The organism is Methylobacterium sp. AC433, assembly GCF_979253015.1.
Genome location: NZ_CEEDBN010000008.1, coordinates 98,071 through 117,582 on the forward strand (window position 1 = coordinate 98,071; position 19,512 = coordinate 117,582).

The following is a 19,512-nucleotide window of genomic DNA, read 5'->3' on the forward strand; positions in this document are numbered from 1 at the left end:
TGACGGGATTCGCAGCCATCGCTGGCTGGAGCCGCCTAAGCAACGTTCGCGCCAAATCCAGCGAGCCGGATCCTGCGGCATATCGGCAAGGGTTTCCGAACGGCCGAGGCCGATCGAAGGCGGCCTAGGGCGACGGCGTCGCGTGAGACTTCGTTAACGAGTTCGTCCTAGCGCTGACAAGGTCAGGAGATCGTGATGCGCACAGTCAGCGCCGCGCTCGCCAGCGTTGCCCTGTTCGCCCTCGCGGCGGCGGGGCTGGGGTTACGCGCCTCCGGCGCCGGCGAGCCAGGACGAACGGATGCTAGGACGACGCAGGCCGAACTCTCGGCGCTGCGCGAGGCCTATCGGCGGGTCGACGAGGCGCTGCATCCGCCCGAGAATCCCTACAGCCCGGCGAAGGCCGACCTCGGCCAGCGCCTGTTCTTCGACACCCTCCTCTCCGGCGCGCGCACCATGAGCTGCGCCGGCTGCCATGTCCCGACCCAGTCCTGGAGCGACGGCCGCCCGCGCGGCATCGGCGAGACCGGTGCCGCCATGAAGGTGCGTACGCCGACCCTGCTCGACGTGGCCCAGAACCCGATCCTCGGCTGGGACGGCAAGTTCCGCGACCTCGAGGCCGTCGCCTTCACCCCCATCACCGGCACGAACGCGATGAACCTGCCCGAGGAGACACTGATCGCGCGCCTCAAGGCGGATCCCGGCTACGTTCGTGCCTTCGCGGCCGCGTTCCCCGATCGTGTGGGGGCGGCCGGCCCCGACGGCGCGATCAGCCGTCGGACCGTCGAGCTGGCGCTGGCGACCTTCCAGCGCTCCATCGTGTCCGGCGAGGCGCCGTTCGACCGCTGGGTGGCGGGCGATGCCCGCGCCATCAGCCCGAGCGCCAAGGCCGGGTTCGCGCTCTTCAACGGCAAGGCGCAATGCGCCGCCTGCCATTCCGGCTGGACCTTCACGGACGGATCGTTCCACGACATCGGCGTCGGCACCGGCACGGATATCGGCCGGTCCGCGTTCTTCCCGGACTCGGTGCAGCTGCGCTACGCCTTCAAGACCCCGACCCTGCGGGACGTCGCCGAGCGCGGGCCCTACATGCATGACGGGTCGCTCGCCTCGCTGCGCGAGGTCGTCGACCTCTACGATCGCGGCGGCATCGACCGGCCGAGCCGTTCGCCCGCGATCCGGCCGCTCGGCCTGACCGAGGCCGAGAAGCGCGACCTGATCGCGTTCCTGAAGTCCCTGAGCGCCGATGGGACGGCGAGCGTCGCGACCCCGCCCCGCCTGAACTGAGGGGAACGTCCCGCATCGGGGACGGATCGCCGTCAGCGGAAGAGCGGGAGACCCGCACCGAGCAGCCCGAGCCCACCGAGGAGCAGCCGTCCGGACCAGCGCTCCAGGACTTCGGCCCGGCTCGTCGCCCGCGTCGCCGCGTAGGACAGCCCGGTCCCCACCATCAGGCTCGACAGGCTCAGGGTCGCGATCATCGGGCTCTTCGGGTCGGGCGCGGCGTTCCTCTTTCCCTAACCCGGGCAGGGTTAGGGGACCATGCGCGGGTGCGCGGCTTCCGAAGACATGGTCATGAAAGCGTTACACGGTCGCCGTGCATCCGACGAACCGCACGAAGGTGGCGGCCGATGCCACCAAGCAACCAATTAACCATTTGGAAGGGTTCGTTAACAAGTTCCTTCCGGAATTCCTAGAAGCCGCGTAGTTTTCATCGTGCCGGCAAGCCCCCGAGCCGGTTTCGTGAACAGGGCCTCTCCCATGCAACCTGGAAGACGTTGGCTGCCGCGCGCCGCAGTCATGACGACGACGGCTGTCTTCATCCTCGCGAGCTCCGACGCCGCGATGGCTCACGTGAAATGGTTCTGCGCCTACGACCTCGTCGGGGCACCCCGGGATCTCGGCGAGGTCCTGTGCTCGGATTTCGAGATGCTGGTCGGCCTGTCCCTGCTCGCCCTGATGGTCGGCGGTCTTCTCGAGGGAACCGTGCTGGGGGCAGCACTGATCCGATCCCTCGACCGGACCACCGCCTGGGCCCGCGAGAACACCGAGCTCCTGTTCCGCGCGGTGCTCGGCGGCTTCTTCGTCGCCCTCTGGACCCTCGGCGGCATCATCCTGACCCCCGAGCTCAAGACCGCCAACACCGCACTGCCGTGGTTCCAACTCGCCATCGCCGCCGGCTTCCTGTGGCGGCGGACGATGCCGTTCTCGGCACTCGGCATCGTCGTGCTCTTCACCACCGCCCTGGTCCAGTACGGCGCGTTCCACCTCGCGGACTACCCGGTCTTCCTCGGGGTCGCAGCCTATTGCGCGCTGACCGGCCTCGGCCTCTCTCTGCCCGGCAACGTCCGCCCCCTCGACATCGTGCGCTACACCGCGGCCATCACGCTGATGTGGGCCTCGGTGGAGAAGTGGGCCTACCCGCAATGGTCGTTCCCGCTCTTCATCGAGCATCCCGCGATGACTCTCGGTTTCACCGGCGAGTACTTCATGAAGGCGGCCGGCGCCGTGGAATTCGCCCTCGCGTTTGCGCTGGTCTGCACGCCGCTGGTCCGCAGGATCGCCGCGATCCTGCTGGCCGCCACCTTCATCTCGGCGATCTTCGAGTTCGGCAAGGTCGACGCCATCGGCCACGCGCCGATCATCGTCGCGATGGTGGCGCTCGCCGCCGACAATGCCGCCGCGCCCTACCGCCTGCGCAACCTGGCGCTGACCCCCGTGGGGTACGGAGCCGCCCTGGCGGCCTTCATCGGACTGTACTACGGCGCCCACGCCGTGCTGCAGGGCTCGACCCTGCTCTGACGCCGCGACCTCGCCGGCAGCGCGGGGGGCGGAGCGTACCGCCCGACCCCCACCGTCCTCGCCCACCTCAGCGGGCGTCGACGCGCACGGTCAGCTTCATCTTCGGATGAATTCCGCACAGGACCGCGAAGGTCCCGCCCACGTCGAAGACCACCTGCGTCCGGCTTCCCGGTTTCAGGTCTCCGGAATCGAAGGTGAAGTCGGGCGAGTCGATGTAGACGTGGTGGAGGAGATCGCCGTCGTCGTTGACGATCTCGACATTGGCGCCGCGCGGGACGATCAGCGCATTCGGCTGGAAGGCGCGCCCCTTCTGGGACACGTGCAGGCTCGGTGTCCCGACGGCCGCCAGGGCCAGCCCACCGCACGCCGCACCGAAAAAGCCAAAGGCCACGCAAACAAGTGTGAGGCGCCGCATCGGCGTTCCATCCGTTGACCAGTGATAAGGATTGAGATGATCCACTATCGGGACGTGACCAGCAGCCTCCTAAGTTAGCCAGGCCGCATCCACCACCACGGTTTCACACCGCAGTGAACTGCCGGTTAAGAACCGAAACTGGATACCCGATCTCAAGATCGCCTTAACAACTTTCCGTCATCCTGACCCGCATCATTGGACGGGACAGACTGGATGACATCGCCCGAAGCCCCGATGACATCGCGAGTGCGCACCGGCCGAGGCCTGGTGGACGCGGCCGGTGCGATGCTCGGTACGATCCGGGGACGGATCGTGATCGCGTTCCTCGTCATGAGCGCGATCACGGCCGCCCTCGGGCTCTCGGCGGCGTCGAGCATCCGCCGTGCGGACGAACTCGTCAGCCAGACCTTCGACCGGTCGCTGATGTCCATCAACTACGCGCGCGCCGCCGCCACCGACTTCGCCGGGATGCGTACGGTCGAGGCCCGGCGCTGGCTGATCACCGATCCGGCGGCCCGCACGCTCCTCGACGAGCGCCTCGCGAGTCTCCAGCGCCTGCTCGCCGAAGACCTCGAGATCGCCGTGGAGCGCGCCCAGTCCGATCGGGCGACGCGCGCGGCGCAGGCGGCCGAGCGTGCGGTCACCGAATGGACGGAAGCCCGGGCCCGGATCACCGACCTCGGCCGGAGCGAGGCCGCCTACGCGGAGCTCGACCGCCACGCCGCGGCGGCGGAGGAGAACTTCGACCTCTTCATTAACTACACGGCCGGCGACGGCTTCATCTATCGTCAGCAGGCGCGCGCCATCGTGGCCCGGGAGACCCGGCTCAACCTCCTCGGTACCCTGATCGCCGTGCTCCTCTCCGGCACCGTCGCCTTCTGTCTGGCGCGCCGCATCATGGGACCCCTGGCCGACGCCTCGCAGGCGGCCACCCGCATCGCGGGCGGCGACCTCAGCGGAACCATGCCGGCCGGGGGGGCCGACGAGGTCGGAACGCTGCTGGCGGCCATGGGGATCATGCGCGACAACATCCGGCACGCGATGGAGAAGGAGGTCGCCCAGAGGATTTCCGCCGAGGATCGCCTCGCCGACGCCCTGGAGACGTCCCGGGAGGGCATCGTCGTCGTCGACGAGGCCGGTCGGATCACCCTCACCAACAGTCAGGCGGAGGATTACCTCGGCTTTCGCGCCGGCACCCTCCCGCCGGGCCGCACGATCGCCGCTCTCGCGGAAGCGGAGGCTGGTCCGGGCAACCTCGCCCGGGGACTCCTGGCCACCGCAGAGGAGCGCAGCGAGTTGCGCCTGCGTGACGGCCGCTGGCTCCGGATCAGCCGCAGCGCCACGCGCACGGGCGGCTTCATCGCAGTCTGCAGCGACATCACGCTCCTGAAGGAGCAGGAAGCCATCCTCCAGTCGGCCAACCTGCGCCTCGACACTGCGCTCGACAACATGTCCCAGGGCCTCTGCCTGTTCGACGCCGCGGGCCGTCTGACCGTCGTGAACCGTCGCTACTGCGAGATCTTCGAACTGACGCCCGCCGAGCTTCCGCTCGGCCTGTCCTATCGCGACGTCTCCGAACTCAGCGCGACGCGGGGCGACTATCCGAAGCCGGCGCCCGACGCCTTCGCCCTGGCCCAGGCCGAGACCGCCAGCGGCGCCTCCGTCGATTCGGATTTCCTGCATTTCGGAAACGGACGCGTGGTCGCGGTCTCCCACAAAGCGGTCCGCGGAGGCGGCCTCGTGGCGACCTACGAGGACGTCACCGAGCGCCGCGAGGCGGATGCACGCATCGCCTTCATGGCCCGGCACGACGTGCTCACCGGCCTACCGAACCGGGCGATGTTCGGCGAGCGGATCGAGGAGGCGGTCGCCCATCTCGGGCGCGGAAGCCCATTCTCGGTGCTCTGCCTCGACCTCGATCGCTTCAAGGAGGTCAACGATACCCTCGGCCACCCCGTGGGAGACGCCCTGCTGCGCGCGGTCGCCGACCGGCTGCGAGCCTGCGTGCGCGAGGTCGACACCGTGGCCCGGCTCGGCGGCGACGAGTTCGCGATCATCCTGGCGCAGACCGAGCGGCCGCAGGAGGCCGCCATCCTCGCCCGCCGGATCGTCGAGGTGGTCAGCGCGCCCTACGACCTCGACGGACACCGCGCCAGCGTTGGGGTCAGCATCGGCATCTGCTTCGCGCCCGGCGACGGCACCACCTGCGACAAGCTCCTCAAGAACGCCGACGTCGCCCTCTACCGCGCCAAGGCGGACGGGCGCGGAACCTGGCGCTTCTTCGAGGCGGAGATGGATGTCAGCCTCCAGAAGCGGCGGGCCCTCGAACTCGACCTGCGCGAAGCCCTGGTGCGCGAGGAGTTCGAGCTGCACTACCAGCCGATCTACGATTTCCGCGCCCGCCGCATCGGCGGTTTCGAGGCGCTGGTGCGCTGGCGCCATCCGGTCCGCGGCCTCGTTCCTCCTGGCGAGTTCATCTCCGTCGCCGAGGAGATCGGCCTCATCGTGCCGCTCGGGGCGTGGTGCCTCACCACGGCCTGCACCGAGGCGATGCGCTGGCCCGACGGCATCAAGGTGGCGGTCAACGTCTCCGCGGTGCAGTTCCGCGACGAGGTCATCGTCGAAGCCGTACGCCGGGCATTGACGGAGAGCCGGCTGCCACCAGGGCGGCTCGAGCTGGAGATCACCGAATCGGTGCTCCTCAAGGACAACCTCGCGACCCTCGCGACGCTCTACGCCCTGCGCCGCCTCGGGGTACGGATCGCCATGGACGATTTCGGCACCGGCTACTCGTCCCTGAGCTACCTGCGCAGCTTCCCCTTCGACAAGATCAAGATCGACCAGTCCTTCGTGCGCGACATCACCAACAAGACCGATTCCGGACTCATCGTCCGGGCGGTGATCGGGCTCGGCCTCAGCCTGGGCATGCGGACCACCGCCGAGGGCATCGAGACGGAGGCGCAGTTCGACCGCCTCCGCAGCGAGGGCTGCGACGAGGGCCAGGGCTACTTCTTCGCCAAGCCGAGCCCCGCCGCGGAGGTTCCGAAGACGATCGAGCGCTGGTCGCGCGGGAACACCGACGCCGCCCGGGCCGTGGCCTGAGACGGCGCCACGGCCCGTCGGGACCGGCCGGGCACGCGGATCAGTCGACGACCCTGAGGTCGTCCAACGCCACGTCGCCGTTCTGGCTCGAGAAGGTCGGCGAGCGTCCGTTCGACTGCGAGACGCCGCTGATCCTGTGGTCGCCGCTGTAGTAGGTCGTCAGCTTGCCGTCCCGCTCGATCAGCAGGCGATGCTTGTCGGGAAAGAACGCGTAGCGCATGTCGTTCTGGCCACCGCTGGTGGAGGGCTGTCCCAGCTCCTGCGGCCACCAGGGGTCGGACCCCTTCATCGGCTTCATCGGTTCCATGGGCTTCATGGGCGCCATCGGCTTCATTGGTTCCATCTCGGACCTTCTCGCTGTCGTGTGAAGGCACGGCTACGCCCGAGACCCGCGAAGGTTGCGCGCCGGCCCGGTGAAATTGGCCGGCACGCCGGCGCACGCCCCCTCGCGACCTTGGCCGCCATTGAATTCGCCGGGACGCGACGGCATATCGCGCACGCTTCACTCACTCTTCGACATCAGGAGGCGTTCCCTTGAGCGACACCGTGGAACGGCACGAATTCGGTGCCGAGGTCGGGCGTCTGTTGGACCTCGTGGTCCATGCCCTCTACTCCGACCGGGAGATCTTCCTGCGCGAGCTGGTGGCCAACGCCGCCGACGCCATGGACCGGCGCCGCTTCGAGGCCCTGACCGATCAGGCCTCCGCGCTGCCCGCCGACGCCAAGGTCCGCATCGTCCCGGACAAGGCGGCCCGGACCCTGACCATCACCGATGCCGGCATCGGCATGACGAAGGCGGAGCTGGCCCAGAACCTCGGCACCATCGCGCGATCGGGCACGCGCGCCTTCAGCCAGAGCCTGAGCGATGCCAAGCCGGAGGACAAGCCGAGCCTGATCGGCCAGTTCGGCGTCGGCTTCTACTCCGCCTTCATGGTCGCCGACCGCGTCACCGTCACCTCGCGCCGCGCCGGCTCCGAGGAGGCCTGGACCTGGGCCTCGGAGGGCCAGGGCAGCTACACCCTGGAGCCCGCCACCCGGACGGAGCCCGGCACCGACATCGTCCTGCACCTGAAGGAGGATGCCGACGAGTACCTGGAGAGCTACCGGCTCGACCACGTCGTGCGCAAATGGGCCGACCACATCACCGTGCCGATCGCGATCCGCGGTGAGGACGGCAAGGAGGAGAACGCCAACCAGGGCACGGCGCTGTGGCGCAAGGCGAAGTCCGAGGTCACGCCCGAGCAGTACACCGAGTTCTATCGCCACGTCGGCATGAACTTCGACGAGCCCTGGGCGACGCTGCACTGGCGCGCGGAAGGCGCGCTGGAATTCTCGGCGCTGCTGTTCGTCCCCGGCATGAAGCCGTTCCAGGCGGTGGAGGGCGAGCGCGCCAGCAAGGTGCGCCTGCACGTGCGGCGCATGTTCATCACCGACGAGGCGGAACTCCTCCCCTCCTGGCTGCGCTTCGTCCAGGGCGTGGTCGATACCGAGGACCTGCCCCTCAACGTCTCCCGCGAGATGCTGCAGGCCACCCCGGTGCTGACCAGGATCCGCCGCGCCGTGACCGGCCGGGTGCTCTCGGACCTCACCACCCGGGCCAAGGACGCGGAGGGCTACCGCCCGTTCTGGGAGAACTTCGGACCCGTCCTCAAGGAAGGCATCTACGAGGATCACGAGCGCCGGCCCGAGATCGCCCCGCTGCTGCGCTTCAACTCTTCGGCCGTCGAGGGCTGGACCTCCCTGCCCGACTACGTCACGCGGATGAAGGACGGCCAGGAGGCGATCTACTACCTCGTCGCCGACGATGCCGATGCCCTGAAGCGCTCGCCCCAGCTCGAGGGTTTCCGCGCTCGCGGTATCGAGGTGCTGCTGCTCTCCGACCACGTCGATGCGTTCTGGCCCGAGGCCCTGGCCCGCTTCGACGACAAGCCCCTGCGCTCGGTCACGCAAGGGGCCGTCGACCTCTCGAAGTTCGCGGGCGCGGCGTCGGAGGGCGAGGAGGCCCCGGCCTCCGTCGAGGCGCTGGTCGCGGCCCTCAAGGAAGCGCTCGGCTCCGACGTTTCCGATGTGCGCGCCACCGACCGGCTCGTCGAGAGCGCCGTGGTGCTCTCCGCCTCGGGTCATGGCCCGGACCTGCAGATGCAGCGGCTCCTGCGCCGCGCCGGCCGCGGCGGCGGCGGCATGCCGGTGCTGGAGATCAACCCGCGCCATCCCCTGATCCGGTCCCTGGGCGCCAAGGTCGAGGCGCAGGAAGCGATCACCGAGGCGGCCGGGACGCTCCTCGACCTCGCCCGCGTGCAGGATGGCGACACGCCGCGGGATCCCGTCGCCTTCGCCCAGAAGATGGCAGCAGCCCTGGCGGCAGCCTGAGGCCAATCTAAGATCCAAGACTATATTCCGGCGGAGCATCTCCGCCGGAATAAACAAGCATCACTTGATAGATTTATTTCGGAACGTGCGGGTTCTGACCGGGTTTGAACTCCAGAATAACCATTCCTGGAGGAAACATGACCGTTCGATATCTCGCCGTCGCGACCGCTTCCCTGATGCTGACCGCAACCGCCGCGTTTGCGGCGCCCTGCGCGACCGGCACCACCAGCTCCATGAAGGACAAGTCCGCCTCGATGGACAAGTCTTCGACCGTCGATGGCGGTTCGACCTCGAAGGTGACGCCCGGCGCCAAGGCGGAGTCGCCCGGTACCGTCGGCGCGATGAACAATGTCGGCTCCAACACCCAGCCCGGAAGCAGCGAGAAGAAGCCCGCCGAGGGTCAGGTCGTGAAGGGTGACAGCGCCGACAACTGCTGATCCGGGCTCCCGAGGCGAACGACGCCCGAGACGAATCGACGACGCCTCGCGTACCCCAAGGGTCCGCGGGGCTTTAGGAAGGGTCCGCGGGGCGTGGGGTCGTCTGCCACAAGTGACCCGGGCGCGCGGCAGATTGGCCACGGACGCCGAGGCCGACAGGCGCTAGAAGCGCCGCCGATGAATCTTCGCCCCTATCAACGTGCCAGCCTCGACGCCCTCTACGCTTCGTGGAGTCGGCGGGATGGCCCCGGCCTCATCGTCCTGCCGACCGGTGCCGGCAAGTCGCTGGTGATCGCCGCCCTGGTGCGGGAGACGCTCGACCGCGACCCGCGCCATCGCATCGTCGTCGTCACTCACACCCGTGAACTCATCGCGCAGAACCACCGGGAGCTGCTGGCGCTCTGGCCGGCGGCACCGGCGGGCATCTATTCCGCCGGCCTCGGCCGGCGCGATACCGGCGCGCAGGTGCTGTTCTGCGGCATCCAATCGATCTGGAATCGGACGCGCGACCTCGACGCGTTCGACCTCGTCGTCGTGGACGAGGCTCACCTCATCCCGCGCGACGCCGAGACCCGCTACGGCCGCTTCCTCGCCGCCCTGCGCGCCGAGCGCCCGAACCTGCGCGTCGTCGGTCTGACGGCGACGCCCTACCGTCTCGACAGCGGGCGCCTGGACGAGGGCCCCGGCCGGCTCTTCGAAGCCATCGTCTACGAGGCCAATGTCGGTGACCTGATCCACCAGGGCTACCTCGCGCCGCTCATCTCCAAAGCCACTGCCACGACCCTCGACGTCGCGGGCGTGCCGCGGCGCGGGGGCGACTATATCCCGAGCGCCCTGGAGGCCGCCGTCAACCAAGACTGGATCACCCGCGCGGCGGTGGAGGAGATGGTCGGCTACGGGCAGGGCCGCCGGGCCTGGCTCGCCTTCTGCGCCGGCATCGCCCACGCCACGGCGGTGCGCGACGCGATTCGGGCCGAGGGCCACACCTGCGAGAGCCTCTCCGGCGAGACCCCGAAGCGGGCGCGCGATCGCATGGTGCGCGACTTCCGCGAGGGCCGGATCCGCTGCCTGACCTCGGTCGGCGTCCTCGCGACAGGGTTCAACGTGCCCCAGGTGGACCTCGTCGCCCTGCTGCGGCCGACCCAGAGCACCGGGCTCTACGTGCAGCAGGTCGGCCGCGCCCTGCGTCGCGCCCCCGACAAGACCGATGCCCTCATCCTCGACTATGCCGGCCTCGTCCGCATGCACGGCCCGGTCGACATCGTCACCGCCCGCAGTGCCGCCGCGATCCGCGGCCGCGAAGGCGAGATCCGGGCGAAGGCCTGTCCCGGTTGCGGCGCCCTGATCGCTCTCAACGCCAGCACCTGCGAAGCCTGCTGGGTCGAGGCGGAGGCGGAGGCCGCCGATCCGGGCCATGAAGCTTCCGCCGACGATGCGCACCCGATTCTCTCGAGCCAGCGGGCGGATCGCGGTTCCGCCGGGTGGCGGTCGGTCGCCGGCTGGACCTTCGCCGCCAGTGCCGATGCCGCGGGGGACCTCGAGGTCACCTTCCACCTGCGCGACGGGCGGCACCACCGAATCGTACTCGGCCTCGCCCAGGCCGGATATTTCCGCGAGAAAGCGGTGCAGTGGTGGCGCCAGTTCGGCGGCGGACGCGACGTGCCGATGACGGCCGGCGAGGCCGCGGCGGAGCGGGACAGGCTCACCCGTCCGGCCTCGATCGAGATCTGCGCTCAGGGGCGCCTGACGGAGATGGTCCGCTACCGCTTCCCGGATGGCCGCATCTTCGCCGAGACCCGCCGCCTGGGCGACCTGGCCGCCTGATCCGATCTCTCACGTCAGGCTTGCGCCGGGGCAACGGCGCTGATAGCGCAGGACGGCACGCCGGTTTAGCTCAGCTGGTAGAGCAACCGCCTTGTAAGCGGTAGGTCGCGAGTTCAAGTCCCGCAACCGGCACCACACGTTCTCTGCTCGGGCTGAAACTGGAAATCAGCCCGTTCCGACAGGGATATGGGCGCCTCTTGATGCTGTCAGGCCGGAAGTGCCGCGTGTCGAGCGTATGGGACCGACCGGCCGGATGGACCGGGTTGGGCCTCGATCGTCGCGCCGGGGCGCGCTGCGCAGTGCTCAATGATCTCGCCTGACTGCCAAGCGATGGAACTGCGCCGCGCGATCAGGTCGAGAAGGGCGGCAGAGGTTTGTCGCAACCGAATCCGGGTGACGGTCGTCTCGGTGTCGAGATTCCGGTTCAGAGCCTCGAAGACCAGCTCTTCCTTGAAAGCGAATTCTTCCAGGATCGTTTCGATCTCGTGGCGAACGGGATCGAGGAATTCGACCCCGAAGCCGTCGGATTCCTGGCGTGCGATCCGACAGGCGCGCGGCTGATTACTTCCGCCGATCGTGAGATCGAAATGCGCCGGGACCACGCGACCCGTACCGGGCTTCAGGAATGCACCCAGTGACGAGATGTCCGTGATCGTGCACGGAATTGCGTTGCTGATCTTGGGAACGAAGATCCGCCCATCGAGCCCACAGGCCTGCCTGTAAACGCGTCTTCTGTCTGCCATGATATCAATCCGCACCCAGTCCCCTCGGTATTCTGCAGATTTACGTTAAATAGGTTGCAGAAATTATAATTGAAATATACTTCTGATCAGATTCAATCATTCGTATCCAATACAAACAAGCTTACTCCATGTTATAAGACAGTTTTGTGATTGTATTCAGATTTTAGTCAATATGTTGGTACAAATCACTGCCGATACTTATCATAATAAAGATCATATTCCGAATAGAACGATGATTCACGCACATCTAGATTTTTGATTATATAGGCCGCGCACTGTAATTTTCTGATCCAGCTCGAGCCTGACCGAAGCGGCAGGGCCACGAAAGCGAGCCGAGTTTTTCGCGACATCATCAATGACGCTCACATGAAGCGGTCGAAGCAGCGGTTTCGTGCAGGGTCCGATGCCTTTGGGACAAGGTCGCCCGGACGCGACGGCCGAAGTGTTGCGCTTTTGTTCTAGTCCGGGCGCACCTGGGCCGGCATATTCCGCGCATGCCCATGATACTCTGGTCCGCCATCCTGCTGATGAGTCTCGTCCCGCAGGTGGCGTCTGCGCAGCCGATGCCCGAGGTCAGGCTCGATGCCCTAGAGGAGACTTGGCACGGCTGTGTGCGAGAAGCGTTCGCGCACCAGCCCCGGACGCAGAGCCGGGCGGCATCGCAGCGCAGCGCCCTCGACGCGTGTCAGGTCCAGGAAGATGCCTTCGTCGCCGCGGCGATGACGGAGGCGGAAGCCGCCTCGCGGGAGCGGCGCGGCGGCCAGCCGGGTCGCCCCCCGGCCCTGACGGAGCGGCTGCGGGCCCGGGTCGCATCCATCGCCAGCGAGGTGATCGACCCCGTCTCGTCCTGGTTCAGCGGCCTGCGCCGGTGATCCGGCGTGATTGCCGCGCGGCGTGAAAGGCCAGGAGCGTCCCGGGGAAGCCGACGAGGCCGTAGAGTACGATCACAGGGCGCGCCCGAGATGATCGGCCCCGAAGACGATGTCGGCCAGCAGGCCAAGGAGCGGCGGGCCGGTGACCGAGGTGGTCAGGGTCACGGCGGCGATGAAAAAGCCGCTGACGCGCCCACGCAGGCTGACGGGGGTGAGCAATTGCACCCCCGTCACCGCGGGCGGTGCGGTGAAGCCGAGCACGGCCGTGAGGAGGGTGAAGGCGGCGAGCGAGAGGGGTCCGGTCGGAGGCCGTCGCCATCACGATCGCGGGCGGCAGGGCCGCGAGGAGCCCGAGGCCGAGCATCCGCGAGGTCGCTGCGCGCCGGCGCGTCCGCCCGACGCGGTCCAGGAGGAAGCCGGCCGACAGATGGCCGATCGGCCCGCCGATCAGGAGCAGGCCCCCCAGCACGACACCGCTCTCCGCCGGGCTCATGCCGTGGCTGCGCACGTAGAGGGTCGGGCCCCAGGCGGCCAGGGTCCGGCTCACCAGGACGGCACAGGCGGCAGCGGCGACGTGCGGCAGATAGGATCCGCCGGTGCCTCAGGATCCATGCCCAGGCGGGCCTCAGGCCCACTGTGGCCGCCGGTGGGGCCGTTGGCAGTTGAACGGCCGCCGCGCCGAGCATCAGCGCGAGGTTCGGCAGGCAGGCGAGGACGAACAGCGCTCGCCAGGGGGTAAGCGGTCCGAGACCGGGAAATGCCAGCCCGTCCCGCACGACGAGCCACGCCAGGGTCGCGCGCCCGGCGAGGAGGGCGAAGCTATGTCCGAAGCTGCCTCCGACCGTGAGCAGGGACACGTTTCGGGCCATGCGCCCTTGCTCGGAGCCATGGGCGATGAGCGACAGCGAGGCCGGTGCGAGGCCGGCCTGGCCCAGTCCGAGGGCGAGCCGGCAGAGGAACAGCGCCGCGAAGGAGCCGGCTAGGCCGAAGCCCAAGGTCGCCAGGGTCCAGAGGCCGATGCTGGCGAGCAGGATCGTGCGCTGATGGCCGCGGTCCGCCAGGCTGCCGAAGAGCGGCATCGTCAGCGCGTACAGGATTACGAAGGCCGAGCCGTGGAGCAGCCCGAGTTGGGCGTCGCTCAGGGCGAGATCCTGCTTCACCGGACTCGTCACCAGGGTGATGAGGAAGTGGTCGCTGGCTGCCGAGAGCTGCGCGAGGATGAGCAGCGTCAGGGGTCCGAAGCTCAGGGCGGTCCGAACGGGCGCGGTGGGCACGACGTTCCGAACGTTGACGGTCATGCGATCCGCGACGCGTCGACGTCACGTCGGACAGGGTGCGCATCAGTAGAGTTCGCTGTGCCAGTCGGCGAGGGGCCAGGACCGGCCTCCCCGCATCTGGGACTCGCTTCGCACCTGTTGGATGTGGGTCCGGAACTGCCCGGGTGGACGGCCGAAGGTCGTGCGGAAGACCCGGTTGAAGTGCTGCTCGCTGGAGAAGCGGTAGGCGTAGGCGAGGGTGGCGATCGAGCGCGTCTCGCCCCGGCGCCGCCGGGCGTTGCGCACCCGTTCGAGGCGGCGCTGCTGCACGAAGCGGGCGACGCCGCCATCCCTCAGGAACGCCCGGTAGAGCAGGCTGCGCGAGCTGCCGCGTTGCGCCGCGATGGTCTCGGCGCCGAGATCGCGGTCCCCCAGGTGCCGCTCCACGTGGACCTCGGTCTTGCGGCGGCGCGCGACGTCGTCGGGGGCATCGTGGACGGCGGCCCAGACCACGGCTTCGGTGGGCGCGGCGTGCCCGCGCAGGGCGGCGCCCAGCAGCATGCAGAGAACGTCGCTCGACCGGGATGCGACCGTGGAGTCGAGAGATTCCGAGCGCCGGGTCAAGGAAACGATGAAATCGGCCACGAGGCCGCCGACGGCTTCCGGGAGGATCGCCCCGTGGAAGCCGCGCAGGTCCGGGACCAGCGGCTCGATCAGGTCGCGCGCCACCGGGGTCGAGATCTGGCGGACGTTGTGCGCCCGGGTCTGGTGCGGCAGCGTGTTGTCGCAGACGAGGATCTCGCCCGGACGCACCCGACGCTCGCTCCCGGTGGGGCCGGCCACCATCTCGCCCTCGAGGAGGAGGTGAAGCGTGACGTGGTCGAAGCCGTCCTGTCGACCCACTGCGGAGACCGGCTGTGCTGGACCCCGTTCAGGCTGCGCTGGAACAGGATCATGCGGTCCAGCCGGTAGGCTCGGACCTGGGCGTGGAAATCCGGGCCAATCCGCGCGACGTCCGCGCCGCCGGAATACAGGTCGGAATAAGCCTCGAACGCGTATTCCGGACCGACGTGCTGCGTAGAAAAGGCAAACGACGGAAGGGACACTGCCGCCTGAGCCCGACGGGATGGAACACGGCCCATCGGATGAAGCCCAATCGACCAGCCCTGACGCCCTTTCGAATAGGGTGTTCCGGACTCGTGCGACAACTCACGGTTCCGTGACGGCTGCAGCGGGGCGAATCCTGGTGGGTGCAAATCCGACGCGGCGCTCTTCCGGATCGGCGCAGCGTCCCGCCGTGATTTGTCTGACCATGGAGCCGCGCTTCGTCGCTCGTCGGAACGTGAACAGGTCGCGCCGGTTTCGCTTGCACTCGGTCGAGACGAACCGCCAAAACAGGTCGGCGCGATCAGAGCCGTACATTCCGGGTTTATCGGGCGCGAAGCGAGGCGTGATGGCGATGGAGGCTCGGCCACGGGGACCGGCCGCTGGCGGCAACGCCTCGGTAACCGTTACGCCCTAGATCTCGCGAACCCCGCCCCTCACCTCGTTCCGCGATGCGCCCGATGACCAGAGATCAGCTTGCCGCCGAGTTGCTTCGTATCTCCAAGCTGCAACTCAGCGACATCACGCGAGCCGTCAAGAACGGCGAGAAGTCGATCGCGCTGAACGAGGTGGTCGATTTGGGTCGTCGGCTGCACCGGCTTGCGGATGCCGTGGCTGGACGTCCGGTGCCGTCGGCGGCCGCCCCCTCAGACGACAGCCTCGTCCAGGCGTGAGTGCCGCCTCGGAGTGGAGAGCCGAGCGAAACGTCGCAGCGCGGGCCCGCCTGGATCGCGCGCTGCCGGCCATCTTCCCGGCGCCCGTCCTGCGGCATGCCCTGTCGCGTCCTCTGATCCCCCCGACTCCGCGCCTCGCGGTGGAGAGCTACTGGCGCGCGCATCTCCTGCGCGCGGACCGGCTGGCGCGGGCGCTCGCGACGCGCTCCGGAACCCCTGAGAACTGGTCCTGGCGGCTCGGTACGGAGAAGGGCTCCGGCCTTGCCGCCACGTTCCGGATGCCGCCCTCGCCCTTCCGGGAACCGGCCCACGACCGCGGCAAAGGCCATTGCTGCATCTGCGGACAGCCCGTCTATCGGTTCGGCTGGCACCGGGACCTCTGGGGTTCCGGCGTCCCGAACAAGAACGCCCGCTGGCACGCGGCCTGTGTCGCCGCCTGGAAGCTATGGGTGGCGCCCAGCGATCAAGTGAAGGCGCTGAAGGCGCGGCAGCGCCACCGCTGCGCCGCCTCCGGCAAGCGCTTGTTCCGGACCGCCGAGGTCGATCACCGAGTGCCCCTCTATCGCGTCTGGCGCGAGCACCGCGACGATGCCTGGCCGACGCTCCTGGCCTTCTGGGGAACGCCGAACCTTCAGGTCGTCAACCGTGTGGTGCACGTGGAGAAGTGCGGCCTCGAAGCCGGCGAGCGGGCGTTGAGCCGGCAGGTGATGCGCCTGGGAACGGCCGGGTGCCCGGACCGCACCGAGGAGGCCGCACCGGATCCCGCGCTCCTCGACGGCTCAGCCTAACCGGCCGCGCACCGGCCTCAGAGGATCTCCTCGATCAGTCCGAGCGCCTGCGCCTCGCCGGCCTCGATGTACCAGTTCTCGGGGGCCCGTCGCAGCACCTCCTCCAAGGTCACCTGCGAGCCGTGGACGAGGTTGGCGAAGCCCTCGTTCTGGATCTCGATGGAGCATTCGATCTCGTGCAAGGCGGCCTTCAGGGAAGCGATGCAGGTCGTAAGGGGGCCGTTGAGGATCACCTTCTTGTCGAGCTTGCGCTCATGGACCATCAGCCGCGTGCCTCGAGTCAGATAGCGGTTCGACCGGGCGAAGAAGCTCATGAAAGTGGTGCCGGCCGAGTAGATCGCGGCCTTGCCGAGGAAGACGAACCGGCGATCTGGCTGGATCCCGCTCTTGAAGCGGATGTCCTCACCCATCATCCGGGCCACCTCGGGATCGCCGCCCAGGGTCGTCAACTCGACCACCACGAGGTCCCGGTCGCCGATCGCATCAAGCTGCCGGCGAAAGTCGCGGTACATATCCTGGTCGACCGTCCCCGACAGGAGAATGGCGGGCATATCGAAGGCCGAAGGCGGCAGGGTACCGGTTTTCATGGTGTCCTCCTGGCGACCGGGACGCGGCCGTCGCAGAGTGAACGCAAGTTCCCGGCCCGGGGGGGCGGTCGCGCCGCCGAGCGCAGGGCTGTTGGCGGTTTTCCGCGGCGCGCCCGATGGCCGTCGCAGTGGGACCGGACGCCGATCTACGACCCGGGCGCCGCGGCTTTGTGCATCCGAAACGGGCCAATGAGGCGCTCGTATTCCGCTTCGGCCGGCCCATAGCTGTCGCCCGCATGTGCGATGAGGCGGGGTCGGTCCAGCACGGTGATCAGCCCCGCCGTGCTCGGATCATGCCCATCCCCTCCAGCGCCTGAATCGCGAGCGTCACGCCCGAGCGCTGGGTCCCCAGCATCAGGCCGAGGAAGTCGTGGGTCAGGGCGAGTTCGTCGCTGCGGAGGCGATCCTGGGCCATGAGGAGCCAGCGCGCCAAGCGCTCCTCGATGGAGCAGACGCCGTTCGACAGGGCCGTCTGGCTCAGGGTCATGATGAAGACGTGGGCGAACTGCAGCAACACCCGCCGCAATCCCGGCAGGGCCTCGAAAGCGGAGCGCAGGCGGGATGCCTCGATCCGCAGCCAGGGTCCACCGACCCGAACCAGGATCTTGTGGGGCATGCGCTCCGAGCCGAGGAAGCTCGCGGTGCTGATCATCGCCTCGTAGCCGAAGCACCCCACTTCCAGCCGGCGCGTCCCGTTGGCGGTGGTCAGGTTGGAGGAGAGGTCACCTTCCGGGAAATAGGCGAACTCTGCGCGATCGCCTGCCTCGACGAGGCGTTCGCCCTTCCGGACCTCGATCCGGTTGAACTCCGGGACCAGTTGCGCCCGTTCGGCTTCGGGCAGGGAACGGAGCAGGAGATTTCCGGGGCTGCCGATGCTCATCCCGTCAGGATTCCATGCCCGACGGGCCAGCCCGATCCAGGCGCGCCGTTGCAAGCAGCGGAAGGCGCCGTTGCCGCCTCGATCCGGTCACCCTCACCGCCCGCACCTGTCAGTAGGGCGTGCCGTAATAGGGACGCCGGCTCGGGCGATAGCGCTCGCGCACCGGCCGATCGTAGCGGCCCTCGTAGGCACCGAGATAGGGATCGAGGGCGGGGTCGCGATAATTGCCGTTGTTCACACCGGCCGAGCGGTCGTTTCCGCTCAAGGCAGCGTAGGGTGACAGACCGTCGCCGCCGCTGCTGCCGCCGCCACGAGCCAGAGCGCCGCCGCACAGGCCCAGTACGACGGTCGCGGCGAGCGTGGTGCGAAGGATGGATCTCGACATCACCGGGTCATTCGACATGATAGCCTCCTGTCTCGTTGAGAACGGCGCTTCTGCGCGAAAGTTCGGATCGTGTCTGCGGTGCGCAATCAGCGCTCGGCCCGCAGGCTCTTGAGGAAGCGGCGCGCCACCTCTCGAACGGCCTCGTCGTCCCGGGAATCGTCGTCGGCCTTGTCCCAGAGGTGGCCGACGCTGGCCTCCAGGGTGTCGAGCAGGTCCGGATGTTCCTGGGCCAGGAAGCGGATCGTCCCGAACAGGAGGTGCTCGGTCGCGAGTTCGCGGTGGCGCGCATCCGCGATTCGGGCGGCGGCGGAGGAGGAATCGGTTGCGGCGTTCGTCATGTCGACACAACGAACGGCCCCGACGCCGGTTCAGGGGCTCGGACAGGCTTCGCAAGGTTTCTTGTCGTCGGCGGGATGGTCGCATCCGTGTGACCTGAAGATCCGGCGGCGTTCTCGCATCCGGATGCTTCCGTTCCGCGGCGCATTCGGCCAGAACGTCCGGCCTATGTCAGGCCCCGAGCCGGTTCGAATTTGCCCGGAGCCTCAGTGGACGCACGGATGGCACGGATATCCCTCTCCTCACACAGACCCGGCAGCCCGCGCCTCGACGCCGACCTTCTCGCCGGGATCGGACTCGCCTTCGTAGCGGGCTTCGTCGATGCGGCGGCGTTCATCGCCCTGGCCGGCCTGTTCACCGCACACGTGACCGGCAACTTCGTCCTGCTGGGCGCAGAACTCGTCTCGACCTCGACCGGCGTGGTCGCCAAGCTGCTCGCGCTGCCGGCCTTCGTGGCCGCGGTCGCGGCGACCCGTCTCATCGCCCTGGCCCTGGAGCGCCGGGGCATGGCGCCCCTGCGCTGGCTCCTCGGGCTCGAGATCGCACTGCTCGCCGCCTTCTGGGCCGCCGGTCTCGCCCTCTCGCCGCTGGGCTCGCCTGACGGCGCGGCGGCCGTGACTGTCGGCATGCTCGGCGTCGGCGCGATGGGGGTCCAGAACGCCATCGGCCGGCTCGGCCTCGCGCATCTGGCGGCCACCACGGTGATGACGGTCAACGTCACCCAGGCCGTCATCGACCTCGTTGACTGGGCGCGGGGCGCCGTGCCGCCCGATGACCCGGCGAAGGGGCGGATGCGCCGGATGCTGCCGGCGGTGCTGGCCTTCGCAATCGGCGCCCTTGCGGGCGCTTTCGGCGTCGCCGCATTCTCGTTCGGCTGCCTCGTCGTACCCATCGCGGCGCTGGCGGGCCTCGTGCTCCTCCGCAGCGACTGAGCCGCGGC

21 protein-coding genes and 1 tRNA gene are annotated in these 19,512 nt (G+C 68.6%); 11 read left to right on the forward strand and 11 right to left on the reverse strand.

Features of this window, described 5'->3' with window-relative positions; genetic code table 11:
• Nucleotides 1–195 precede the first annotated feature (195 nt).
• The gene (locus AC0IWM_RS13595; RefSeq protein ID WP_471755781.1) at nucleotides 196–1,284 is read left to right on the forward strand and encodes a cytochrome-c peroxidase; all 1,089 of its coding nucleotides are present in this window, start codon (nucleotides 196–198) and stop codon (nucleotides 1,282–1,284) included.
• Between the two features lie 32 nt (nucleotides 1,285–1,316).
• Here the strand turns inward: AC0IWM_RS13595 and AC0IWM_RS13600 are convergent, their stop codons facing one another.
• On the reverse strand, nucleotides 1,317–1,478 hold the full coding sequence (locus AC0IWM_RS13600) for a hypothetical protein (RefSeq protein WP_200930086.1): 162 nt from the start codon (nucleotides 1,476–1,478) through the stop codon (nucleotides 1,317–1,319).
• Nucleotides 1,479–1,797: 319 nt separating this feature from the next.
• Between AC0IWM_RS13600 and AC0IWM_RS13605 the strand changes: the two genes are divergently transcribed.
• The gene (locus AC0IWM_RS13605; protein ID WP_471755783.1) at nucleotides 1,798–2,799 is read left to right on the forward strand and encodes a hypothetical protein; all 1,002 of its coding nucleotides are present in this window, start codon (nucleotides 1,798–1,800) and stop codon (nucleotides 2,797–2,799) included.
• Nucleotides 2,800–2,866: 67 nt separating this feature from the next.
• Here the strand turns inward: AC0IWM_RS13605 and AC0IWM_RS13610 are convergent, their stop codons facing one another.
• On the reverse strand, nucleotides 2,867–3,259 hold the full coding sequence (locus AC0IWM_RS13610; protein ID WP_243214794.1) for a cupredoxin domain-containing protein: 393 nt from the start codon (nucleotides 3,257–3,259) through the stop codon (nucleotides 2,867–2,869).
• A 168-nt stretch (nucleotides 3,260–3,427) separates the two neighbouring features.
• On the opposite strand from AC0IWM_RS13610, the gene AC0IWM_RS13615 reads away from it, so the two are divergent.
• Complete coding sequence (locus AC0IWM_RS13615; RefSeq protein ID WP_471755785.1) at nucleotides 3,428–6,316, forward strand: EAL domain-containing protein; 2,889 nt, start codon at nucleotides 3,428–3,430, stop codon at nucleotides 6,314–6,316.
• Nucleotides 6,317–6,356: 40 nt separating this feature from the next.
• Here AC0IWM_RS13615 and AC0IWM_RS13620 read toward each other — a convergent pair whose 3' ends face one another.
• Nucleotides 6,357–6,632: a hypothetical protein gene (locus AC0IWM_RS13620; RefSeq protein WP_471755787.1), complete on the reverse strand. Its 276-nt coding sequence runs from the start codon at nucleotides 6,630–6,632 to the stop codon at nucleotides 6,357–6,359.
• 218 nt (nucleotides 6,633–6,850) lie between these two features.
• On the opposite strand from AC0IWM_RS13620, the gene htpG reads away from it, so the two are divergent.
• The 4 genes from htpG to AC0IWM_RS13640 all read left to right on the forward strand — a co-directional run bounded on the left by htpG (nucleotide 6,851) and on the right by AC0IWM_RS13640 (nucleotide 11,082).
• Nucleotides 6,851–8,686, forward strand: a complete 1,836-nt coding sequence (gene htpG / locus AC0IWM_RS13625) for a molecular chaperone HtpG (protein WP_471755789.1) — start codon at nucleotides 6,851–6,853, stop codon at nucleotides 8,684–8,686.
• A gap of 137 nt (nucleotides 8,687–8,823) precedes the next feature.
• Nucleotides 8,824–9,123 (forward strand): hypothetical protein, encoded by a 300-nt coding sequence (locus tag AC0IWM_RS13630; RefSeq protein WP_471755791.1) that lies wholly within the window; start codon nucleotides 8,824–8,826, stop codon nucleotides 9,121–9,123.
• 177 nt (nucleotides 9,124–9,300) lie between these two features.
• Entirely contained in the window at nucleotides 9,301–10,947 is a 1,647-nt protein-coding gene (locus AC0IWM_RS13635) for a DEAD/DEAH box helicase (RefSeq protein WP_471755793.1), read from the forward strand.
• Nucleotides 10,948–11,006: 59 nt separating this feature from the next.
• A tRNA-Thr gene (locus AC0IWM_RS13640) sits at nucleotides 11,007–11,082 on the forward strand.
• Nucleotides 11,083–11,153: 71 nt separating this feature from the next.
• On the opposite strand, the gene AC0IWM_RS13645 is transcribed toward AC0IWM_RS13640, so the two are convergent.
• Nucleotides 11,154–11,705 carry a PilZ domain-containing protein gene (locus AC0IWM_RS13645; protein ID WP_471755795.1) on the reverse strand — a complete coding sequence of 184 codons (552 nt, stop codon included), beginning with the start codon at nucleotides 11,703–11,705 and terminating at the stop codon, nucleotides 11,154–11,156.
• A gap of 479 nt (nucleotides 11,706–12,184) precedes the next feature.
• Between AC0IWM_RS13645 and AC0IWM_RS13650 the strand changes: the two genes are divergently transcribed.
• The gene (locus AC0IWM_RS13650) at nucleotides 12,185–12,562 is read left to right on the forward strand and encodes a hypothetical protein (protein WP_471755797.1); all 378 of its coding nucleotides are present in this window, start codon (nucleotides 12,185–12,187) and stop codon (nucleotides 12,560–12,562) included.
• Nucleotides 12,563–12,634: 72 nt separating this feature from the next.
• On the opposite strand, the gene AC0IWM_RS13655 is transcribed toward AC0IWM_RS13650, so the two are convergent.
• From AC0IWM_RS13655 to AC0IWM_RS13665, 3 genes are read right to left on the reverse strand one after another with little or no spacing between them, the layout of a single operon-like run.
• Nucleotides 12,635–12,787, reverse strand: coding sequence for a hypothetical protein (locus tag AC0IWM_RS13655; protein ID WP_471755799.1), 153 nt, complete (start codon nucleotides 12,785–12,787; stop codon nucleotides 12,635–12,637).
• A gap of 5 nt (nucleotides 12,788–12,792) precedes the next feature.
• Nucleotides 12,793–13,860, reverse strand: coding sequence for an MFS transporter (locus tag AC0IWM_RS13660; protein WP_471755801.1), 1,068 nt, complete (start codon nucleotides 13,858–13,860; stop codon nucleotides 12,793–12,795).
• 42 nt (nucleotides 13,861–13,902) lie between these two features.
• Nucleotides 13,903–14,721, reverse strand: a complete 819-nt coding sequence (locus AC0IWM_RS13665) for a helix-turn-helix domain-containing protein (protein WP_471755803.1) — start codon at nucleotides 14,719–14,721, stop codon at nucleotides 13,903–13,905.
• A 662-nt stretch (nucleotides 14,722–15,383) separates the two neighbouring features.
• On the opposite strand from AC0IWM_RS13665, the gene AC0IWM_RS13670 reads away from it, so the two are divergent.
• Both AC0IWM_RS13670 and AC0IWM_RS13675 read left to right on the forward strand, forming a co-directional pair.
• Entirely contained in the window at nucleotides 15,384–15,596 is a 213-nt protein-coding gene (locus tag AC0IWM_RS13670; RefSeq protein ID WP_471755805.1) for a hypothetical protein, read from the forward strand.
• A complete protein-coding gene (locus AC0IWM_RS13675) occupies nucleotides 15,593–16,384 on the forward strand; it encodes a hypothetical protein (protein WP_471755807.1) in 792 nt (263 codons plus the stop codon). The genes AC0IWM_RS13670 and AC0IWM_RS13675 overlap by 4 nt, the downstream gene beginning before the upstream one ends.
• Before the next feature lie 17 nt (nucleotides 16,385–16,401).
• On the opposite strand, the gene AC0IWM_RS13680 is transcribed toward AC0IWM_RS13675, so the two are convergent.
• From AC0IWM_RS13680 to AC0IWM_RS13695, 4 genes are all read right to left on the reverse strand, one after another.
• The gene (locus AC0IWM_RS13680) at nucleotides 16,402–16,971 is read right to left on the reverse strand and encodes a peptidase S14 (protein ID WP_471755809.1); all 570 of its coding nucleotides are present in this window, start codon (nucleotides 16,969–16,971) and stop codon (nucleotides 16,402–16,404) included.
• Between the two features lie 271 nt (nucleotides 16,972–17,242).
• The gene (locus AC0IWM_RS13685) at nucleotides 17,243–17,851 is read right to left on the reverse strand and encodes a Crp/Fnr family transcriptional regulator (protein WP_471755811.1); all 609 of its coding nucleotides are present in this window, start codon (nucleotides 17,849–17,851) and stop codon (nucleotides 17,243–17,245) included.
• Nucleotides 17,852–17,960: 109 nt separating this feature from the next.
• Nucleotides 17,961–18,236, reverse strand: coding sequence for a hypothetical protein (locus AC0IWM_RS13690; RefSeq protein WP_471755899.1), 276 nt, complete (start codon nucleotides 18,234–18,236; stop codon nucleotides 17,961–17,963).
• A gap of 86 nt (nucleotides 18,237–18,322) precedes the next feature.
• Nucleotides 18,323–18,574 (reverse strand): hypothetical protein, encoded by a 252-nt coding sequence (locus tag AC0IWM_RS13695; RefSeq protein ID WP_471755813.1) that lies wholly within the window; start codon nucleotides 18,572–18,574, stop codon nucleotides 18,323–18,325.
• A gap of 219 nt (nucleotides 18,575–18,793) precedes the next feature.
• On the opposite strand from AC0IWM_RS13695, the gene AC0IWM_RS13700 reads away from it, so the two are divergent.
• Complete coding sequence (locus tag AC0IWM_RS13700) at nucleotides 18,794–19,504, forward strand: YoaK family protein (RefSeq protein ID WP_471755815.1); 711 nt, start codon at nucleotides 18,794–18,796, stop codon at nucleotides 19,502–19,504.
• Nucleotides 19,505–19,512: the final 8 nt, after the last annotated feature.

Bases quoted from the DNA above. Each gene is read 5' to 3' on its own strand.
- AC0IWM_RS13635 (WP_471755793.1), top strand. From the start codon at position 9,301: ATGAATCTTCGCCCCTATCAACGTGCCAGCCTCGACGCCCTCTACGCT.
- AC0IWM_RS13685 (WP_471755811.1), bottom strand. From the start codon at position 17,851: ATGAGCATCGGCAGCCCCGGAAATCTCCTGCTCCGTTCCCTGCCCGAA.
- AC0IWM_RS13605 (WP_471755783.1), top strand. From the start codon at position 1,798: ATGACGACGACGGCTGTCTTCATCCTCGCGAGCTCCGACGCCGCGATG.
- AC0IWM_RS13670 (WP_471755805.1), top strand. From the start codon at position 15,384: ATGACCAGAGATCAGCTTGCCGCCGAGTTGCTTCGTATCTCCAAGCTG.
- AC0IWM_RS13660 (WP_471755801.1), bottom strand. From the start codon at position 13,860: ATGACCGTCAACGTTCGGAACGTCGTGCCCACCGCGCCCGTTCGGACC.
- AC0IWM_RS13690 (WP_471755899.1), bottom strand. From the start codon at position 18,236: ATGTCGAGATCCATCCTTCGCACCACGCTCGCCGCGACCGTCGTACTG.
- AC0IWM_RS13695 (WP_471755813.1), bottom strand. From the start codon at position 18,574: ATGACGAACGCCGCAACCGATTCCTCCTCCGCCGCCGCCCGAATCGCG.
- AC0IWM_RS13650 (WP_471755797.1), top strand. From the start codon at position 12,185: ATGCCCATGATACTCTGGTCCGCCATCCTGCTGATGAGTCTCGTCCCG.
- AC0IWM_RS13615 (WP_471755785.1), top strand. From the start codon at position 3,428: ATGACATCGCCCGAAGCCCCGATGACATCGCGAGTGCGCACCGGCCGA.
- AC0IWM_RS13680 (WP_471755809.1), bottom strand. From the start codon at position 16,971: ATGAAAACCGGTACCCTGCCGCCTTCGGCCTTCGATATGCCCGCCATT.
- AC0IWM_RS13700 (WP_471755815.1), top strand. From the start codon at position 18,794: ATGGCACGGATATCCCTCTCCTCACACAGACCCGGCAGCCCGCGCCTC.
- AC0IWM_RS13595 (WP_471755781.1), top strand. From the start codon at position 196: ATGCGCACAGTCAGCGCCGCGCTCGCCAGCGTTGCCCTGTTCGCCCTC.
- AC0IWM_RS13620 (WP_471755787.1), bottom strand. From the start codon at position 6,632: ATGAAGCCCATGGAACCGATGAAGCCGATGAAGGGGTCCGACCCCTGG.
- AC0IWM_RS13630 (WP_471755791.1), top strand. From the start codon at position 8,824: ATGACCGTTCGATATCTCGCCGTCGCGACCGCTTCCCTGATGCTGACC.
- AC0IWM_RS13600 (WP_200930086.1), bottom strand. From the start codon at position 1,478: ATGATCGCGACCCTGAGCCTGTCGAGCCTGATGGTGGGGACCGGGCTG.